Annotated in this window: 14 protein-coding genes; 7 read left to right on the top strand and 7 right to left on the bottom strand. The window is 71.9% G+C overall.

Annotated features, from left to right (window positions below; all coding sequences use genetic code 11):
• Window positions 1-3 precede the first annotated feature (3 nt).
• Window positions 4-1449 carry an MmgE/PrpD family protein gene (locus tag BLR02_RS04570; protein WP_090660854.1) on the bottom strand — a complete coding sequence of 482 codons (1446 nt, stop codon included), beginning with the start codon at window positions 1447-1449 and terminating at the stop codon, window positions 4-6.
• A gap of 100 nt (window positions 1450-1549) precedes the next feature.
• Here BLR02_RS04570 and BLR02_RS04565 point away from each other — a divergent pair, with 100 nt between their 5' ends.
• The 3 genes from BLR02_RS04565 to BLR02_RS04555 are packed head-to-tail and all read left to right on the top strand — an operon-like array spanning window position 1550 to window position 5640.
• Window positions 1550-2341, top strand: a complete 792-nt coding sequence (locus BLR02_RS04565; protein WP_090660852.1) for an enoyl-CoA hydratase/isomerase family protein — start codon at window positions 1550-1552, stop codon at window positions 2339-2341.
• A gap of 8 nt (window positions 2342-2349) precedes the next feature.
• Window positions 2350-4428, top strand: coding sequence for an acetate--CoA ligase family protein (locus BLR02_RS04560; RefSeq protein WP_090660849.1), 2079 nt, complete (start codon window positions 2350-2352; stop codon window positions 4426-4428).
• A gap of 18 nt (window positions 4429-4446) precedes the next feature.
• The gene (locus BLR02_RS04555; protein ID WP_090660846.1) at window positions 4447-5640 is read left to right on the top strand and encodes an acyl-CoA dehydrogenase family protein; all 1194 of its coding nucleotides are present in this window, start codon (window positions 4447-4449) and stop codon (window positions 5638-5640) included.
• 8 nt (window positions 5641-5648) lie between these two features.
• Here the strand turns inward: BLR02_RS04555 and BLR02_RS04550 are convergent, their stop codons facing one another.
• Genes BLR02_RS04550 through BLR02_RS04530 form a run of 5 tightly spaced genes read right to left on the bottom strand, consistent with a single transcriptional unit; the run spans window position 5649 to window position 11020 of the window.
• Window positions 5649-6617, bottom strand: coding sequence for an oligopeptide/dipeptide ABC transporter ATP-binding protein (locus tag BLR02_RS04550; RefSeq protein ID WP_090660843.1), 969 nt, complete (start codon window positions 6615-6617; stop codon window positions 5649-5651).
• Window positions 6614-7588 carry an ABC transporter ATP-binding protein gene (locus tag BLR02_RS04545; RefSeq protein ID WP_090660841.1) on the bottom strand — a complete coding sequence of 325 codons (975 nt, stop codon included), beginning with the start codon at window positions 7586-7588 and terminating at the stop codon, window positions 6614-6616. The genes BLR02_RS04550 and BLR02_RS04545 overlap by 4 nt, the downstream gene beginning before the upstream one ends.
• Entirely contained in the window at window positions 7589-8428 is an 840-nt protein-coding gene (locus tag BLR02_RS04540) for an ABC transporter permease (RefSeq protein WP_090660838.1), read from the bottom strand.
• Window positions 8428-9438: an ABC transporter permease gene (locus tag BLR02_RS04535; protein ID WP_090660836.1), complete on the bottom strand. Its 1011-nt coding sequence runs from the start codon at window positions 9436-9438 to the stop codon at window positions 8428-8430. Before BLR02_RS04535 ends, BLR02_RS04540 begins: the two co-directional genes overlap by 1 nt.
• A gap of 1 nt (window position 9439) precedes the next feature.
• A complete protein-coding gene (locus BLR02_RS04530; RefSeq protein WP_090660833.1) occupies window positions 9440-11020 on the bottom strand; it encodes an ABC transporter substrate-binding protein in 1581 nt (526 codons plus the stop codon).
• A 165-nt stretch (window positions 11021-11185) separates the two neighbouring features.
• Here BLR02_RS04530 and BLR02_RS04525 point away from each other — a divergent pair, with 165 nt between their 5' ends.
• Genes BLR02_RS04525 through BLR02_RS04515 form a run of 3 tightly spaced genes read left to right on the top strand, consistent with a single transcriptional unit; the run spans window position 11186 to window position 14306 of the window.
• The gene (locus BLR02_RS04525) at window positions 11186-11644 is read left to right on the top strand and encodes a (2Fe-2S)-binding protein (RefSeq protein WP_090562458.1); all 459 of its coding nucleotides are present in this window, start codon (window positions 11186-11188) and stop codon (window positions 11642-11644) included.
• On the top strand, window positions 11641-13908 hold the full coding sequence (locus tag BLR02_RS04520; RefSeq protein WP_090660830.1) for a xanthine dehydrogenase family protein molybdopterin-binding subunit: 2268 nt from the start codon (window positions 11641-11643) through the stop codon (window positions 13906-13908). Before BLR02_RS04525 ends, BLR02_RS04520 begins: the two co-directional genes overlap by 4 nt.
• Window positions 13905-14306, top strand: a complete 402-nt coding sequence (locus tag BLR02_RS04515; RefSeq protein ID WP_090562462.1) for a hypothetical protein — start codon at window positions 13905-13907, stop codon at window positions 14304-14306. Before BLR02_RS04520 ends, BLR02_RS04515 begins: the two co-directional genes overlap by 4 nt.
• 12 nt (window positions 14307-14318) lie before the next feature.
• Here the strand turns inward: BLR02_RS04515 and BLR02_RS04510 are convergent, their stop codons facing one another.
• Window positions 14319-16388: a sensor histidine kinase gene (locus BLR02_RS04510; protein WP_090660827.1), complete on the bottom strand. Its 2070-nt coding sequence runs from the start codon at window positions 16386-16388 to the stop codon at window positions 14319-14321.
• A 138-nt stretch (window positions 16389-16526) separates the two neighbouring features.
• Between BLR02_RS04510 and BLR02_RS04505 the strand changes: the two genes are divergently transcribed.
• Entirely contained in the window at window positions 16527-16784 is a 258-nt protein-coding gene (locus tag BLR02_RS04505; protein WP_090562468.1) for a hypothetical protein, read from the top strand.
• Window positions 16785-16825: the final 41 nt, after the last annotated feature.

Here is a 16825-nt window from a genome sequence, read left to right as displayed (position 1 = left end):
CCGTCAGGCGGCCAGCAGCTCCGCCAGCGGGCGGATATCCGCGACTTCCTCGATCCGCCAGAGCTGTGCCAGCGCATCCCGCGCCCGTGCCGCGCCGAGCACCGGCTCCGCCAGGCCGAGGAATTTCTCCTCGAGCGCCGCATCGGTCAGCGGGTTGGAGGCAGCGCCATAGGGCTCGGGCACGTAGCGGTCGAAGCTGCGGCCATCGGCGAGGCGCAGCCGCACCTTCGCCGAGCGGCGGCGGGGATACTCGGCATCGCATTCGGCATCGGTCGTGACATGGATGCGGCGGGTGAGGCCAAGCACCGCCGGATCGGCCCGCTCCGCCGCGCCGAAATCGGCCAGCGTCACGCGGCGGCGCTGCAGGGCCGTGGCGATGACGAAGGGGAAGCTCATCTGCGCCGTCGTCATCTCCGACCAGCCGACCGCCGCATGCGATGCGGCAACGGCGTAGCTGCCGATCTCCACCGCCTCCACCGCCCCGGGCGCCACATCCTCCGCCGCGGCGATGTCGAGCACCGCATCGATCGCGGCATGGATGTGCCGGCAGCAGGCATGCGGCTTCATGTAGCAGTTGGCCACGGCGAAGCGCGATTGCGGATGGTTGTCGCCGGCCGCGAGGATGTCGATGCGGCGGTAATCCACCGCGCCGGTATCGCCGCCGGCATAGGCGTTGAAGTAGCCCTCCTTGAACTCCAGCACACCCCGGGGCCCGGGCAGCCCGGCCTCGGTCAGCAGCGCGGCGAGCAGGCCCTCGCGCGCCGCATGGCCGGGATGGACGCGCTTCACGTCGCCACCGGCGAGGAAGGTGAAGAGGCCGGAGGCGGAGGAGGCGGCGGCGCCGAAGGCATTCTCCACCCCATCGGCATCGAGGCCGATCAGCAGCCCCGCGGCGGCGGCGGCGGCGGCGAAGACGCCGGCCGTGCCGGTATTGTGGAAGCCGCGCCAGCGCGCCCGCGGATGGCTGGCAGCCGAGATCCGGCAGGCCACCTCATAGCCCGCCACCACGGAGCGCAGCAGCGCCTGGCCGCCTGCTCCGCGCGCCGCCGCGACCGACCAGGCCGCCGGCACCACCACCGTGCCGGGATGGACGGAGCCGGCGCGGAAGCCGTCATCCAGCTCCAGCCCATGCCCGGCCGTGCCGCCGATATAGGCCGCCGAGAGCGCGTCGTAGCGGCGGGCGAGGCCGGGCACCGGCACCGTGCCCGGGGCGATGCCCCCCGCGGCCAGGGCCCGCTCCACCATCCGCGTCGCCTCCTGCGGCCCGCCCGCGATCATGGCGCCGAGCGTGTCGATCAGGTGCCGCCGCGCCGCGCGCCGCGCCAGGCTATCGACCGCGCCGAGGTCGAGCCCGGCGCAGAATTCGGCCAGGACCCGGGTCGGGCCAAGGTCTTCGGCTGTGCCGCCTTCGGTGGTGCCGGTATCGGCACCCTGCATCGGCATGTCCATGGCGGCGGTCCCCTGTTGTCATCTTGTACGAACAACTGTAGGAGGGATGGCGGCACGGCGCAACGCCGTCGTGCCCGTGCAGGGGAGGGATGGACAGTCGATGCCGGAGGCAAGCGGAACCGAAGGGCTGCGGCTGGACCGGGAGGGGCCTGTCGCCCGCCTCACCCTCAGCCGCCCGCCCAATAACTTCCTCGACGTCACCCTGGTGGCCGGGGTCGCCGATGCGCTGCTGGCCCTGGACGAGGACCCGGCCTGCCGCGTCGTGCTGCTGGCGGCGGAGGGCAAGCATTTCTGCGCCGGTGCCGACTTCTCCCGCCGCACCGACGGCACGGGCGCGGCCCGCCACCCGGTGAGCGGACGCACCCTGTACCAGGAAGCCTGCCGCCTGCCGCTGTCACGCAAGCCCATCGTCGCGGTGGTGCAGGGGGCCGCGATCGGCGCCGGGCTCGGCCTCGCCGCCATCGCCGATTTCCGGGTGACCTGCCCGGAGGCGCGCTTCAGCGCCAATTTCACCCGGCTCGGCATCCATCCCGGCTTCGGCCTCACCGCCACCCTGCCGCGGCTGGTCGGCGCCCAGCGGGCCGCGCTGCTGTTCTATACCGGCCGCCGGATCGGCGGGGAGGAGGCGGTGGCGATCGGCCTCGCCGACCAGCTCGTCCCGCAGGAGGGGCTGCTGGCGGCCGCGATGGCCCTGGCGGGTGAGATCGCGGCCAGCGCCCCGCTCGCCATCGCCTCGACGCGCGTCACCCTGCGCCAGGGCCTGGCCGAGGCCTTCACCGCCGCCGCGGCGCGCGAGGAGGCGGAGCAGGACCGGCTGCGCCAGACCGCGGATTTCCGCGAGGGCGTCCGCGCGACGGCCGAGCGCCGCGCCCCCGACTTCACCGGCAGCTGAGGCCCGCCATGCCCGCCCCGCTCTCCCAGACGCTGTTCCATCCGCGCTCCATCGCCCTGATCGGCGCGACGCCGGACCAGGCGAAGACGAATTCCCGCGCCCAGCGCATCCTCACCAAGGCGGGCTATGCCGGCCGCATCATCCCGATCAACCCGACCCGCAGCGAGATCGGCGGCCTGCCGGCCTACCCCTCGGTGCGGGAGGCGCCGGGCCCGGTGGACCATGCGCTGATCATGGTGCCGGCCGCCGCCGTGCCGGGCGCGATCGAGGATTGCGTCGCCGCCGGCATCGGGGTCGCCACCATCTACAGTGCCGGCTTCGCCGAGATCGGCGAGGAGGGCCGCCGCCTGCAGGAGCGCATCGTCGCCACCGCGCGGGAGGGCGGGCTGCGCCTGGTCGGGCCCAACTGCCTCGGCCTGCTGAACGTGACCGACGGCATCCCCATCACCCTCAACGCGGCGGTGGAGGCGGAGCCGCTGGTGCCCGGCTGGCTCAGCATGGTGTCGCAGAGCGGCAGCATGATGGGGGCGCTGCTCTCGCGCTGCGCCGCCCGCGGCCTCGGCTTCGCCAAGCTCGCCTCGGTCGGCAATGAATGCGACCTCGGCGTCGGCGAGATCGCCGAGATCCTGGCCGAGGACGAGGCGACGCGGGCGATCCTGCTCTTCCTCGAGACCTTCCGCGATTCCGAGGCGCTGGCCCGCGCCGCCGCGCGTGCCCATGCGCTCGGCAAGCCGGTCATCGCCTACAAGCTCGGCCGGTCGGAGCTGGGCCGCCGCATCGCCGTCTCCCATACCGGCGCGATGGTGGGCGGCGATGAGCTGGCGGCCGCCTTCTTCCGCAGCCACGGCATCCTCCGCGTCGAGACGCTGGAGGGGCTGGTGGAGCTGCCGCGGCTGGTGGTTGGCCACCGCCCCGGCACGGGCGGGCGGCGCCGGGCCGCGGCGCTGACCGGCACCGGTGGCGGGGCGGGGATGATCGTCGACCGCCTCGGCCTGCTGGGCGACGAGGTGCCGCCGCCGCCCGAGGCGCTGCGCGCTGCGCTCGGCGCGCAGGGCATCCCGGTCTCCGACTCGCCGCTGATCGACCTGCCCATGGGCGGCACCAAGGGCCAGTACCCGGCGGTGCTACGGGCGCTGCTCGCCTCGGAGCATTGCGACGCGGTGCTGGCGGTGCTCGGCAGTACCGCACGGCTGAAGCCCGAGAGCCATGTGGATGAGTTCATCCTCGGCGCCGGCCAGGCCACGAAGCCGCTGGCCGTCTTCTGCGCGCCGCAGGCGGACGGGGCGCTGGCGCATCTGGATGCCGCGGGCATCGCCGGCTTCCGCACGCCGGAGACCTGCGCCGATGCGCTGCATGCCTACCTCACTTGGCAGGCGCCGCGCCCACGCCCGGCGGTGCCGGATGCGGCGCTCGCGGCGGCGCATGGCCTGCTCGCCGCCCGCGCGGCTGGCGTGCTGGACGAGGCGGAGTCCTGCGCCCTCTTCGCCGCGCTCGGCATCGAGGTGCCGGCGCTGCAATTGCTGCAATCGCCCGGCGACTTCCGTGGCGAGGGCAGCTTTGCGGTGAAGATCCTCTCCCCCGACATCGCCCACAAGACCGATGCCGGGCTGGTGCGCCTCGGGCTGCAGGGCGAGGCAGCGGTGCGCGCCGCCGCCGGCGAGCTGCTCGACCGCGCCCGCAGCCAGTTCCCGGCGGCGCGCATCCGCGGCGCGCTGGCCGCGCCGATGCAGCGAGGCCTCGCCGAGGTCATCCTCGGCTTCCGCCGCGACCCGGAGGTCGGGCCCGTCGTGGTGCTCGGCATGGGTGGCGTGCTGGCCGAGCTGCGCCGCAGCTTCACCCTCCGCCTCGCCCCCGTCTCGGCGGCCGAGGCCGGGGAGATGGTGGCGGAGCTGGCCGAGCTGAAGCCGCTGGCCGGCTGGCGCAACCTGCCGCGCGGCGACCTCGCCGCCCTGGCCCGGGCGGTGGAGGCACTCTCCCGCCTCGCCGCCCTGCCGGCGGTGCAGGAGGCGGAGATCAACCCGCTCATCATCCGCGCCGAGGCCGAGGGCGGTGCCGTGGCCGTCGATGGCCTGGTGCGCCTCGGCTGACCGAGAAGGAATCCGACCATGGACATCACCCCGCCCCGGACCCACACCCAGACCAGCACCGACGAGCTGCAGATGCTGCAGGAGCTGGTGGCGAAATTCGTCGACCGCGAGCTGATGCCGCTCGAGCCCGCCGTGCTGCGGCGCGAGAGCGAGGGTGGCCGCTACACCCTCACGGCGGAGGAGGAGGCGCCGCTTCTGGCCAGGTGCCGCGAGCTCGGCCTCTGGGGCCTCGACGTGCCAGAGGATCTCGGCGGCGCCAACCTCTCCGCCGTTGCCTTGATGGTGGCGGAGGAGGAGGTGGCGCGGACGGTCGTCCCCTTCGCCTTCCCGCCGGACAGCCCGAACCTGCACATGATGCTCCAGGTGGCGAATGAGGATCAGCGCGAGCGCTACCTCCGCCCCTATGCCGATGGGCGCCTCAAATCCGGCATCGCCATCTCCGAGCCCGGCGCCGGCGGCGACCCGGCAGGGATGACCACGCGGGCGGTGAAGGAGGATGGCGGCTGGGTCATCAACGGCCGCAAGATCTGGGTGAGCCGCATGGGCTCGGCCGACTTCACCATCGTCATGGCGCGCACCGGCGAGGGCAAGCGGCAGGAGGGCGTGACGGCCTTCCTCGTCGACAAGGGCACGCCCGGCTTCATCGTCGAGCGCGAGATCCCGATGATCGGCGGCAGGCGGACCTATGAGCTGGTCTTCGAGGATCTGCGGGTGCCCGACAGCCAGGTGCTCGGCGAGGTCGGCCGTGGCTATGCGCCCATGCAGCTCCGCCTCAATGTCCGCCGGCTGCAGATCGGCGCGCGCTGCGTCGGCATCGCGCGCCGGGCGCTGCGGATGATGGGCGAGCATGCGCTGCAGCGCACCACCTTCGGCCAGCGCCTGGCCGACCGCCAGGCCATCCAGTGGTGGATCGCCGATGCGGCGACGCGCATCCATGCCTGCCGCCTGATGGTGCGGGACGGCGCCGCACGCCTCGATGCCGGGCAGGATGTCCGCACCGAGGCCTCGATGATCAAGGTCTTCGCCACCGAGATGGCGCAGGAGGTGGTGGACCAGGCGATGCAGACGCTCGGCGCCATGGGCATGACCAAGGAGATGCCCCTGCAGCTCCTCGCCCAGCAGGTCCGCGTCTCCCGCGTCTATGAGGGCCCGACCGAGGTGCACCGCATGGCGATCGCCCGCCGCGTGCTCAAGACCATCGAGCAGGTCTGAGCAAGGCGTCAGGCCATCGCCCGCTCCAGCGGGTGGTGGCAGGCGACCTCGGCACCATCCCGCAGGGCGAGGGCGGGGTCCTCCGCCCGGCAGGCCGCGCTGCTCCGGGCGCAGCGCGGGGCGAAGGCGCAGCCGGGCGGCAGCCGGGCGGCGCTCGGCGGCTCCCCGGCTAGCGGGGCCGCCTCGGCGGCGCGGCGGCCGGTGAGGCGCGGGGCTGCCTCCAGCAGGCTGCGCGTATAGGGGTGGCGCGGCGCGGCGAAGACCTCGGCAGTGGGCGCCAGCTCCACCACGCGGCCGAGATACATGATGGCGACGCGGTCGCAGAAGCGGCGCACCACCGAGAGGTCGTGCGAGATGAAGAGATAGGTCAGCCCGTAGCGCACCCGCAGATCCCGCAGGAGCGTCAGCACCATCGCCTGCACCGACATGTCGAGGCCCGAGGTCGGCTCGTCGAGGATGACCACGCGCGGCCGCAATGCCAGGATGCGCGCCAGCGCCACCCGGCGCAGCTGCCCGCCCGAAAGCTCGTGCGGATAGCGCCGCGCGGCTCCGGCATCGAGGCCGACCGCGGCCAGCACCTCCGCCACCCGGGCCGGCCGGTCGCCGATCCCCTGGATAGCCAGCGCCTCCTCCAGCGTACGGCCGATGCTCCACCAGGGGTCGAGCGCCGCCCCGGCATCCTGGTGGACATAGTGGATGGAATTGCGGACGCGCCGTGCAGCCTGCGGGGCGAGGCCGCTGACGCGCTTGCCATCCAGCAGGATCTCCCCGCCGCTCTCACGCTGCAGGCCGAGGATGGTGCGGCCGAGGGTCGTCTTGCCGCAACCCGACTCGCCGACGATGCCGAGCACCTCGCCGGGCGCGACGGCGAGGCTGACGCCGCGCACCGCCTGCACCGGTGGGATGGAGCGCCCAAGCCAGCGCCGCCGGCCGCCGAGCGAGACGGAGAGATCCTGCACCTCGAGGATGGGCGTCATGCGGCGGCCTTGGCCTCGTACAGGATGCAATCGACGCTGCGGCCCGGCTCCGGCCATTGCGGTGCCGGGCTGCGGCCCGTGCAGGCCGGGCGGGCCCCGGCGCAGCGCGGGGCGAAGCGGCAGCCGGGCGGCGCCCGCAGCGGGGAGGGGACGGCGCCGGGGATGCCGGTGAAGCCCTCGCTGCGGTCGGGGTGGCAGGCGAGCAGGGCGCGCGTATAGGGGTGCAGCGGGCGGTCCAGCATCGCCGCGGTCGGCCCTGATTCGACCGTCTGCCCGGCATAGATGACCGACACCTCGTCGCAGAGCTCGGCCACCACGCCGAGGTCGTGGGTGACGAAGAGCATGGCGATGCCGAGCTCGTCCACCAGCTCGCGCAGCAGGCGCAGGATCTGCTGCTGCGTCGTGACGTCGAGCGCCGTGGTCGGCTCATCGGCGATGACGAGGCGCGGCGAGCAGGCGAGCGCCGCCGCGATCAGCAGCCGCTGCCGCTGGCCCCCGGAGAATTGGTGCGGGTAGCGCGCGAGCGCAGCCTCCGGGTCCGGCAGCTGCACCCGGCGCAGCAGCTCGACCAGCCGCGTGCTATGGCTGCGGCGCTCGCCCGGCGCATGCCAGCGCATCACCTCCAGCAGCTGCGCGCCGATGGTGAAGAGCGGATTGAGCGCCAGGTAGGGGTCCTGCGGGACGAAGCCGATGCGGCTGCCGCGCACCGCCCGGTTCAGCTCCGCCTCCGAGAAGGCGCGGAGGTCCTCGCCCTCGAACAGGATGCTGCCGGCGACGATCTCGGCCGCCGGCGGCAGGATGCCGAGGATGGTGCGGATCAGGGTCGACTTGCCGCAGCCGGACTCGCCGACCACGCCGAGGATGCAGCCGGGCGCGATGCTGAAGGCAATATGGTCGAGGATGCGGGCCATGCCCTCATCGCTGCGGATGCCGACGCGAAGGCCGGTGATGGCAAGGGCCGGGACCGTCATTTAGCGCGACCGCCGGAGGCGCGGGTCGACCAGGTCGCGCAAGCCATCGCCCAGCAGGTTGAAGCCGAGCACCGCGATGAGGATGGCGAGGCCGGGAAAGGTCGCGAACCACCAGGCATTCGGCAGGTAGGTCCGGCTCTGCGCCACGGCGAGGCCCCAATCCGGGTCGGGCGGTGTCGCCCCCATGCCGAGGAAGCCGAGCACCGCGGCGACGAGGATGGTGAAGCCGAGGCCGATCGTCGCCCGCACGATGATCGGCGAGAGGATATTCGGCAGGATATGCAGCAGCAGGATGCGCGGCGTGCCGGCGCCGATGCCCTGCAACGCATCGATGAAGAGGGCATTGCGCAGCCGCTGCGTCTCGGCATGGACGATGCGGGTGAAGAAGGGCCAGTAGGTGAGGGTAAGGGCCAGCATCGCGCTCTCGACCGAGGGCCCGAGCAGCTGTGCCAGCGCAAGCGCCAGGATGAGCTGCGGCAGGGCGAGGAAGACATCCGTCACCCGCATGATCGCCTCGGCAAGCACGCCTCGCTCATAGCCGGCGAGGAGGCCGAGCGGCACGCCGATCGCCATCGCCAGCCCGACCACCACCAGCGCCACCTTCAGCGCGCCACGCGCGCCGAGGATGACGCGGGAGAGGATGTCGCGGCCGAGATTATCGGTGCCGAAGGGATAGGCGGCGCTCGGCGGCTTCAGCCGGCGCAGCAGGTGGGAGGCGCTGGCATCCTCCGGATAGGGCGCGATCCAGGGGCCGAACAGGGCGAGGATGACGACGAACAGGATGATCACCGCGCCGATCACGGCCGGGATGTCACGGAGGAATTTGCGCAGCACCAGCATCAGCGGCCCTCCCGGATGCGCGGGTCGATCAGGGCGAGGGCGAGGTCGGTGAGGATGTTGACCGCCGCGTAGATGACGCCGACGAGGAGGGTGACGGCCAGCATCACCTTGGCATCGGCGGTGAGGATGGCCTGCACGGTATAGCTGCCGATGCCGGGCCAGTCATAGATCGCCTCCACCACCACCGCGCCGGCGATCAGGCTGCCGAAGAGCAGGCCGATCTGCGAGACCGTGGCCACCACCGAATTGCGCAGCACGTAGATCCAGACCATGCGCCGGCGCGGGAAGCCCACCGCCCGCTCATAGAGCACGAAATCCTTCTGCAGCGTGTCGAGCACGCCGGCGCGGGTGAAGCGCGCGATGGTTGCCAGCCCGCCGACCGAGAGCGTCACGGCCGGCAGCACGAGGTGGCGCAGCGCATCCCCGAGGATGTCGAGGCGGCCATGCAGCAGGCTGTCGAGCAGCAGGAAGCCTGTCGGCCCGCCGGGCGGCGTCAGCCCGACGCTGAGCTGGCCACGCAGCGGCAGCCAGCCAAGCTGCATGGCGAAGAGCAGTTGCAGCATGATCGCCAGCCAGAAGGCGGCGATGGCGATGCCGCCCACCGAGAGGATGCGCAGCAGGAAATCCGGCCAGCGATTGTGGTTCATCGCCGCCACCACGCCGAGCGGGATGCCGAGCCCGGCGCCGATCAGCAGGGCAGCGAAGGTCAGCTCCAGCGTCGCCGGGAGGCGCTGGGCGATATCCGCCGCGACGGGCCGGCCGGAGAACTGGCTCGCGCCGAAATCGAGGCGGGCAACGCCGGCGAGGTAGCGGCCGAATTGCACCAGCAGGGGCTGGTCCAGCCCATATTGCCGGCGGATCGCCTCGATCTGCTCCGGCGTCGCATTGTCGCCGGCCAGCGCCACGGCCGGGTCGGCCGGCACGGTGCGGATCAGCAGGAAGGTGACGACCAGCAGGCCGAGGAGCGAGGGCAGGACCAGCAGCACCCGCCGTGCGATGAAGCCCGCCATCTCAGCCCTTCATCTGGAGCCAGCGCATCTCGGCCCCGCCGCCCGCCGGGCAGAAGCGGTAGCCGGAGAGGCGGCGCGCGAGGCCGCGCAGCTCGACGGTGTTGTAGACCCAGATATCGGCGCAATCGGCCATGACCTGCCGCGTCGCCTCCTCGTAGAGCGGCGCGCGCTCGGCCTGGGCGACGAGGCCGCGCGCCCGCTGCAGCAGCGCATCCACCTTCTCGTTCCTGTAGAAGGAGGAGGCCTTCCAGGTGCCGTGGAAGCGGCTGTCATACATCTGGCCGACCCAGTTCTCCGGGTCGACGAAATAGGTGCTGACCCAGTGGATCCACATATCCGGCGAGGTCTCGGGCTTCGCCGTGGCGGAGACGATGTTCGCCCAGGTATCGGCGACGATGCGCAGGTTCACGCCGATGGATTGCAGGTCGCTCTGGAAGAGCTGCGCCGCCTGGTTGGTCTGCTCGAGCTGCGACTGGATATGGATGCGGATCTGCTGGCGCGGGTTGAAGCCCTCCGCCTGGGCCAGCTTCAGGAAGTGCCGCGCCTTGTCCAGGTCATAGGCATAGCCCGGCGCATCCTTGGGCGCACCCCAGAGCTGGTTGGGGATCGGGCCGGCATTGCGGTCCGCGTAGCCCTTCAGGATCTCCTGGATGAAGCCGTCATAGTTGAAGGCATGCGCCATGGCCTTGCGCAGGTTGAGGCTGGTGAAGGGCGCGCGGGCATTGTTCATGCGGATGATGAAGGTCCGCATGGAGACGTCCTTCGCCACCTGCGCCACGCGGCTGCCCTGGATCTGCTCCACCTGGTCGGTCGGCAGGTAGCTGTCGGTCCAGTCGATGGAGCCGTTCAGCAGGCCGAGCACGCCGGTCGAGGTCTCCTTCGCCGCGCGCACGGCGATGCGCGGCACCGGGCTCGGATTGTCGGACCAGCCGAGGAAATGCCCCTCGAAGCGGGCCATGTCGAGGCGCTCGAGCGTCGTCAGGGAGCCGGGGACGAAGGCATAGGCGCCCGAGCCCGCCTCGTTGCCCGCGAGCCAGGCGGCGCCGTGGTCGCCATCCTTCTCATTGGCCCGCACGAGCCTGCTGTTGACGATGGCGACGATCGGGATGGCGGCGAGGAAGGGGCCATAGGCCCGCTCCAGCCGGAAGCGCACCGTCCGCGCGTCGGGCGCGGTGACGTTCTCGGGCTTGAGGATGCCGAGGAAGGCGCTGGCCGGCGCCTTGCCGAGGGCGAGCACGCGGCGGAAGCTGTAGACGACATCCTCCGCGGTCAGCGGCGCGCCATCATGGAAGCGGACCTCCGGCCGCAGGCGAAACTCCCACTCCAGCCCGTCCGCCGAGGCGGTGTGCCCCTCGGCCAGCCAGGGCTGCAACTCGGGCGGGTTGTTCTCGTAGCGATAGAGCCCGTCATAGGCGTTCAGCGCATAGCCCATCATCGGCACGTCGAAGAGCTGGTGCGGATCGAGATTGGCCGGCGGGCTGTCGGAGCGGACAAGGACGCCCGGCGTCGCCGCCCGCACCCCACGCGCCGCCAGCAGGCTGGCCATGGCGAGCGCACCGCCCTGCCGTCTGGTGATCTGCATCCCACTCTGCTCCCGATCGAGGCAGGCGCGCGCGCCGGCACGCCGTTGACGGGATCGGCAGCAAGATCCAGGCCAGAGCACCGAATGGCTTCTCGCGAGATCGGCACCGCGACCAATTCAGCCGTCATGGTTTGATCCCTATGCCGGCCGCGAGAGGACCCAGCCATGACCACACTGATCGTGAACGGTACGGAGCGCCGTTTCGAGGGCGACCCCGACATGCCCCTGCTTTGGTTCCTGCGCGACGAGCTCGGGCTGACAGGCACGAAATTCGGCTGCGGCCAGGCGCTCTGCGGTGCCTGCACCGTGCATGTCGACGGCACTGCGGTGCGCGCCTGCCAGACACCGGTCTCCGCCATCGAGGGCGCCAAGGTCACCACCATCGAGGGCCTCTCGCCGGATGGCGAGCACCCGGTGCAGGTCGCCTGGAGGGCGCTGAATGTCGCGCAATGCGGCTATTGCCAGACCGGGCAGATCATGCAGGCCGCCTCGCTGCTGAAGGACATCCCCAACCCGAGCGACGACGACATCGACACCGCCATGAGCGGCAATCTCTGCCGCTGCGGGACCTACCCGCGCATCCGCGCCGCCATCAAGCAGGCCGCCAAGGGAGGCCAGCCATGATCGCCAATCTCAGCCGGCGCGGCCTCCTGGGCGGCATCGCCGCGGGCGGCCTGGTGCTCGGCCTCGGCCTGCCGCGCGCGCAGGCGCAGCCGAAGGCCTTCGGCGCCGACGGCATGCCGAATGGCTGGCGCGACGACCCGAAGCTCTTCGTCGCCATCGCCGAGGACGGCATCGTCACCGTCACCTGCCATCGGCAGGAGATGGGGCAGGGGGTGCGTACCTCGATCCCGATGGTCGTCGCCGAGGAGCTGGAGGCGGACTGGGCCAAGATCCGCGTGACCCAGGCACCCGGCGATGAGGGCCGCTTCGGCAACCAGGACACCGATGGCTCCCGCAGCCTGCGGCATTTCTTCACGCCCATGCGCCATGTCGGTGCCGCCGCCCGCACCATGCTGGAACAGGCGGCGGCGAAGCAGTGGGGCGTGCCGGTCGGCGAGGTGCAGGCGTCGAACCACGCCGTGCAGCACAAGCCAAGCGGCCGCTCGCTCGGCTTCGGCGAGCTGGCCAAGGCGGCGGCCGAGCTGCCGGTGCCGGACCGGGCGACGCTGCGGCTGAAGGATCCCGCCAATTTCCGCCTCATCGGCCGCGACACCGTTGGGCTGCTCGACAACCGCGACATCACCACCGGCCGCGCCATCTACGGCATCGATGCCCGGATCGAGGGCATGCTCCACGCCGTGGTCGCGCGTCCGCCGGTCTTCGGCGGCAAGGTCACCTCCTTCGACGCGGCCGAGGCGATGAAGGTGCCCGGCGTGGTGAAGGTCGTGGCGATCGACCCGCCGGCCATCCCGTCGGAATTCCAGCCGCTCGGCGGCATCGCGGTCATCGCCCGCAACAGCTGGGCGGCGATGCAGGGACGGGACCGGCTGAAGATCACCTGGGATGACGGTCCGCATGCCGCCTATTCCTCCGATACCTACCGTGCCGGGCTGGAGGCGGCGGTGCGGCAGCCGGCCAAGGTCGTGCGCAATGCCGGCGATGTCGACCAGGCGATGGGCAGCGCGGCGAAGCGCGTCGAGGCGGAGTACTACATCCCGCACCTCGCCCAGACACCGCTCGAGCCGCCGGCGGCGCTCGTCCGCATCGCCAATGGGCAGTGCGAGGCATGGGCCTGCACCCAGGCGCCACAGGCGACGCGCACCAGGCTGGCGGAGCGGTTGAAGATCCCCGAGGAGAAGGTCACCGTCCATGTGACCCTGCTCGGCGGGGGCTTCGGCCGGAAGTCGAAGCCGGACTACGTGCTGGAGGCGGGGCTCTGCAGCCAGGCCATGGACGGCGCCCCGGTCAAGCTGACCTGGACCCGCGAGGACGACCTGCATCACGGCTACTACCACACGGTGTCGGTCGAACGGATCGAGGCCGGGCTGGATGCGGGCGGCAAGCCGGTGGCCTGGCTGCATCGCAGCGCGGCGCCGACCATCGGCTCCATCTTCGCCCCCGACCCGAAGCATGAGCTGCCGCTCGAGCTCGGCATGGGCCTCGTCAACACGCCCTTCCCGATCCCGAACATCCGGATCGAGAATCCGGAAGCGGTGGCGCATGCGCGGATCGGCTGGTTCCGCTCCGTCTCCAACATTCCGCACGCCTTCGCCATCCAGTCCTTCGTCGCCGAGCTCGCCCATGCGGCGGGGCGCGATCCGAAGGACTACCTGCTGGAGCTCATCGGCCCGCCCCGCGTCGTCGACCCGACCAGCCTCGGCGATGCCTGGAACCATGGCGAGGACCCGCAGCGCTACCCGATCGATACCGGCCGGTTGCGGCGGGTGGTCGAGACGGCGGCGCAGGGCATCGGCTGGGGCAGGGCGATGCCCGCCGGCAGCGGCCTCGGCATCGCCGGGCATTACAGCTTCGTCTCCTATGTCGCCGTGGCGGTGGAGGTGAAGGTCGATGACCGCGGTGCCCTCAGCTTCCCGCGTGTCGACATCGCCATCGATTGCGGCCCGCAGGTGAATCCGGAGCGCATCCGCTCGCAGATGGAGGGCGCCGTGGTGATGGGCGTCGGCCTCGCCACCTCGGCCGAGGTGACCTTCAAGGACGGCCGGGTCCAGCAGAACAATTTCGACGCCTATGAGCTGACCCGCATCGACACGGCGCCAAGGGAGATCAGGGTGCATCTGCTGCCTTCGGCCGATTACGGCCAGCCGCTCGGCGGTGTCGGCGAGCCGGGCCTGCCGCCCGTCGCGCCCGCCATCGCCAATGCCGTCTTCGCCGCCTCCGGCAAGCGGATCCGGCAGCTGCCGATCCGGGACCAGCTGACCACATGAGGGCGCTCCTCCTCGGCCTGGCCCTGGCGGTCCCCATGGCGGGCCAGGCCCTCGCCTCGCCCTGCACCGATCAGGTGGAGGCGCTGGACCGCCAGGTCACCGGCACGGTCGGTGCTGCCGCCTCCGCCTCCTCCGGCGGCCAGGGCGTCGCCGCGGCGCGGGAAAGCCAGGCGGTGCAGCCACCGCCCGGCAACCAGCCCGCCCCGCCGAGCGGGCCCTTCCAGAGCCCCGGCCGCGAGGCGCGCGACACGCAGCGCGCCGCGGATGCAGGCGCGGGCGGAGACGGGGCGATCCAGGCCAAGGCCAAGCTCAGCCAGGCCCGAGAGCTGGGTGGGCGTGGCGAGGAGCAGGCTTGCCTGGCCGCTCTGGCGGAGGCGCGCGCCCAGATGGGGCGATGAGGCCGCCGGGCCTCAGCCCTGCGTCAGCCGGGACAGCGGGATCGAGATGCGGCAGACAAGTCCGGTCGGGTCCCAATCCTGGTGGACGGTTCCGCCGAGCTGGCTTTGGATCGTGCCCGTGAGCACGCGCGAGCCAAATCCCCGCCGCTGCGGCGGCGCGGTGATCGGTGGTCCGCCCGTTTCGGCCCAGCGCAGCCGGAGGTCGCCCTGCGCGACCTCCCAGGACAGGCGGACGAGGCCACCCGCCGCCGAGAGCGCGCCGTATTTGACGGCATTCGTCGCCAGTTCATGCAGCACCATGCAAACAGCCTGGGCCACCGCCGGTCCGACCTGAACCGCCGGCCCCTGCGCCTCCACCCGAGGTGCCGTCGCCTCGGAGTCGCCGGCCGCGAGGATGAAGGCGGATAACTCGCTTGCGGCCAGTTCGCGCAGGTCAGCCCCCGCCCAGCGCCCCTCCGCGAGCAGGTTATGGACGCGGGCCAGCGACATGACGCGGCCTTCGATGGCCCGCGTGAAGCCTGCCGCATCCTCTTTCGGCGCCAGCCGCACCGCGGCCTGAACCACCGCCAGCGCGTTCTTGGCCCGGTGATCGACCTCTCGCGCGAGAAGCCGCAGGCGCTCCTCCGAGCGGCGGCGTTCCGTCACGTCGAGGCAGACGCCGACGAGGCGCAGTGCCTCGCCGGTGAGGGGCGCGCGGAGGAACTCGCCCTGCTCCAGGATCCACCGCGACGAGCCGTCCGGCTGCGGCAGCCGGAATTCCTCCCGGTAGGTGTAGGCATCCGGGTTGGCGCGCGCTGCCTCGAGATTGGCCTGCACCTGCGCCCGGTCCTGCGGGTCGATCGCGGCGAGGAAGGATTCGTAGGACGGCCTGACATGGTTGGGATCGAGGCCCATCACGCGGAAATACCGGTCCGACCAGAAGACATGTCCGGTACGGATGTCCCAGTCCCAGAGGCCGACGCCGCCCGCCTCCTGTGCCAGGCGCAGCCGGGCCTCGCTCTCGGCCAGGGCCGCTGTGCGTTGCGCCACCCGCGCCTCCAGCTCCGCATGGCTCGTCGCCAGGTCCCGGTTGCGGCGCAGCACGAGAAAGCTGAGACCGAGCAGCGCCAGTGTCGCCGGCAGCCCCACCGCCAGCTGCCCCGCCACTGTCCGGCGCCACTGGGCGATGACCGCTTCCTCGTCACGGGCCGCGGTGGCGAAGACCGGATAGCCATCGACGCGGCGGAAGGCGCCAAGGCGCCTGGTGTCGTCTCCGCCGGAGCGAAGGTGACGCAAGGCGCGGATCTCGCCGCGCTGCATCGCCGCCAGCATCGTGTCGTCGTCACGGAGACGGAGGTCGGTGACAGGCGGGCCGGCCGAGCGGGCCAGGAACAGGCCATCCTCCCGGATCAGGGCGAGCAGATCGGAGGGCTGCGGCCCGGCCAGGCGGCGCAGACCGGCATTGGCCTCATTAACATTGACCGAGGCATTGATGACGCCGTCATAGGCCCCGGTCGGCAAGCCGTTGCCGGTTCGCACGCGGCGGCGGGTCACCGAGAAGAAGGGTTGCCCGTTCACGCTGCCGATATAGACGGGGCTGATGTGAAGGCCCGGCGCATCGTCCCCGCGCAGGGCCTGGTTGAACTCGCGATGGGTGAAGGCCCGGCCACGCGGCACCGGGTAGAGATTGCCCGAGACGAGCGGAAAGGCGTCCCGGTCGAAGACGAAGATATAGGGCGGGCGATGGCCCATACCGAGCGAGGTGGTCGAGGCGCGGCCCAGCGCCTCGTGCAATTCCGGCTCGCGCCGGCGGATCGTGTCGTCGTCGAGCCCGGCGAGGATGTCGTCTGCCCGGTCGATCCGCAGCATCATGCCGTCGAAGACCCGGCGTGCATACTCGGCTGCGGCCTCCGCGGTGCGGGTCATCTCCGCTGCGGCCTCGGCCCAGGTCTGGCGCCAGGAAAGGTAGGCGGCGGCCGCATTCATCGCCAGCGGCAGCAGGACCACCGCGGGCAGCAGCAGCCGAAGCGACCCGCCGGCCAGCTGCCGGCGCCTGGTCGCACGCGCCTGGCTGGGGATCGGCTCGGCTGAAGTGAAATCCACACCACGCAGTGGAGATATCCGTTCCGTGATGGCAACTCACATTGCCTTGATCGCGCTCGCGCATCCGTACGGAGGTGCTGACGGTCACGTGACGGGTGGCCGCTGGCCGCAGCCCCGCATGACCAGTAGGGTGCCCGCATGCAGGATGACCCTTCCGAAACTCCCGAGATCGTCCCTTCGGAGAAGGCGCGCTCGGCCGCCTCGCGCCGCGCCGAGCAGCAGCGGCAGCGTTTCCGTATCGCCGAGCAGCGGGCGCGCAGCGAGTTGGCGGGGGGCCGGCCCTCCGATGACGAGGCGGCCCGGATGGTCGCGGAATACTATGCCCGCGGCGGCCAGACCACGGTCTGCCCGACCTCCGAGGAGATGGAGCAGGCCGACCCGGAGCAGCCTCGCTGACTCCAGCTCGCCAGGCCTGACGGCCCGCCTCGCCAGGCGCC

It is taken from the genome of Belnapia rosea, from assembly GCF_900101615.1.
Taxonomy (GTDB): Bacteria; Pseudomonadota; Alphaproteobacteria; order Acetobacterales; family Acetobacteraceae; genus Belnapia; species Belnapia rosea.
The sequence above is the reverse complement of the archived record's forward strand: the minus strand, read 5'-3'. Positions and strand labels throughout refer to the sequence as shown.

Excerpts from the sequence above, each read along its gene's own strand:
- BLR02_RS04570 (WP_090660854.1), bottom strand. The coding sequence starts at position 1,449 with ATGGACATGCCGATGCAGGGTGCCGATACCGGCACCACCGAAGGCGGC.
- BLR02_RS04530 (WP_090660833.1), bottom strand. The coding sequence starts at position 11,020 with ATGCAGATCACCAGACGGCAGGGCGGTGCGCTCGCCATGGCCAGCCTG.
- BLR02_RS04525 (WP_090562458.1), top strand. The coding sequence starts at position 11,186 with ATGACCACACTGATCGTGAACGGTACGGAGCGCCGTTTCGAGGGCGAC.
- BLR02_RS04515 (WP_090562462.1), top strand. The coding sequence starts at position 13,905 with ATGAGGGCGCTCCTCCTCGGCCTGGCCCTGGCGGTCCCCATGGCGGGC.
- BLR02_RS04505 (WP_090562468.1), top strand. The coding sequence starts at position 16,527 with ATGCAGGATGACCCTTCCGAAACTCCCGAGATCGTCCCTTCGGAGAAG.
- BLR02_RS04550 (WP_090660843.1), bottom strand. The coding sequence starts at position 6,617 with ATGACGCCCATCCTCGAGGTGCAGGATCTCTCCGTCTCGCTCGGCGGC.
- BLR02_RS04540 (WP_090660838.1), bottom strand. The coding sequence starts at position 8,428 with ATGCTGGTGCTGCGCAAATTCCTCCGTGACATCCCGGCCGTGATCGGC.
- BLR02_RS04565 (WP_090660852.1), top strand. The coding sequence starts at position 1,550 with ATGCCGGAGGCAAGCGGAACCGAAGGGCTGCGGCTGGACCGGGAGGGG.
- BLR02_RS04555 (WP_090660846.1), top strand. The coding sequence starts at position 4,447 with ATGGACATCACCCCGCCCCGGACCCACACCCAGACCAGCACCGACGAG.
- BLR02_RS04545 (WP_090660841.1), bottom strand. The coding sequence starts at position 7,588 with ATGACGGTCCCGGCCCTTGCCATCACCGGCCTTCGCGTCGGCATCCGC.
- BLR02_RS04560 (WP_090660849.1), top strand. The coding sequence starts at position 2,350 with ATGCCCGCCCCGCTCTCCCAGACGCTGTTCCATCCGCGCTCCATCGCC.
- BLR02_RS04520 (WP_090660830.1), top strand. The coding sequence starts at position 11,641 with ATGATCGCCAATCTCAGCCGGCGCGGCCTCCTGGGCGGCATCGCCGCG.
- BLR02_RS04535 (WP_090660836.1), bottom strand. The coding sequence starts at position 9,438 with ATGGCGGGCTTCATCGCACGGCGGGTGCTGCTGGTCCTGCCCTCGCTC.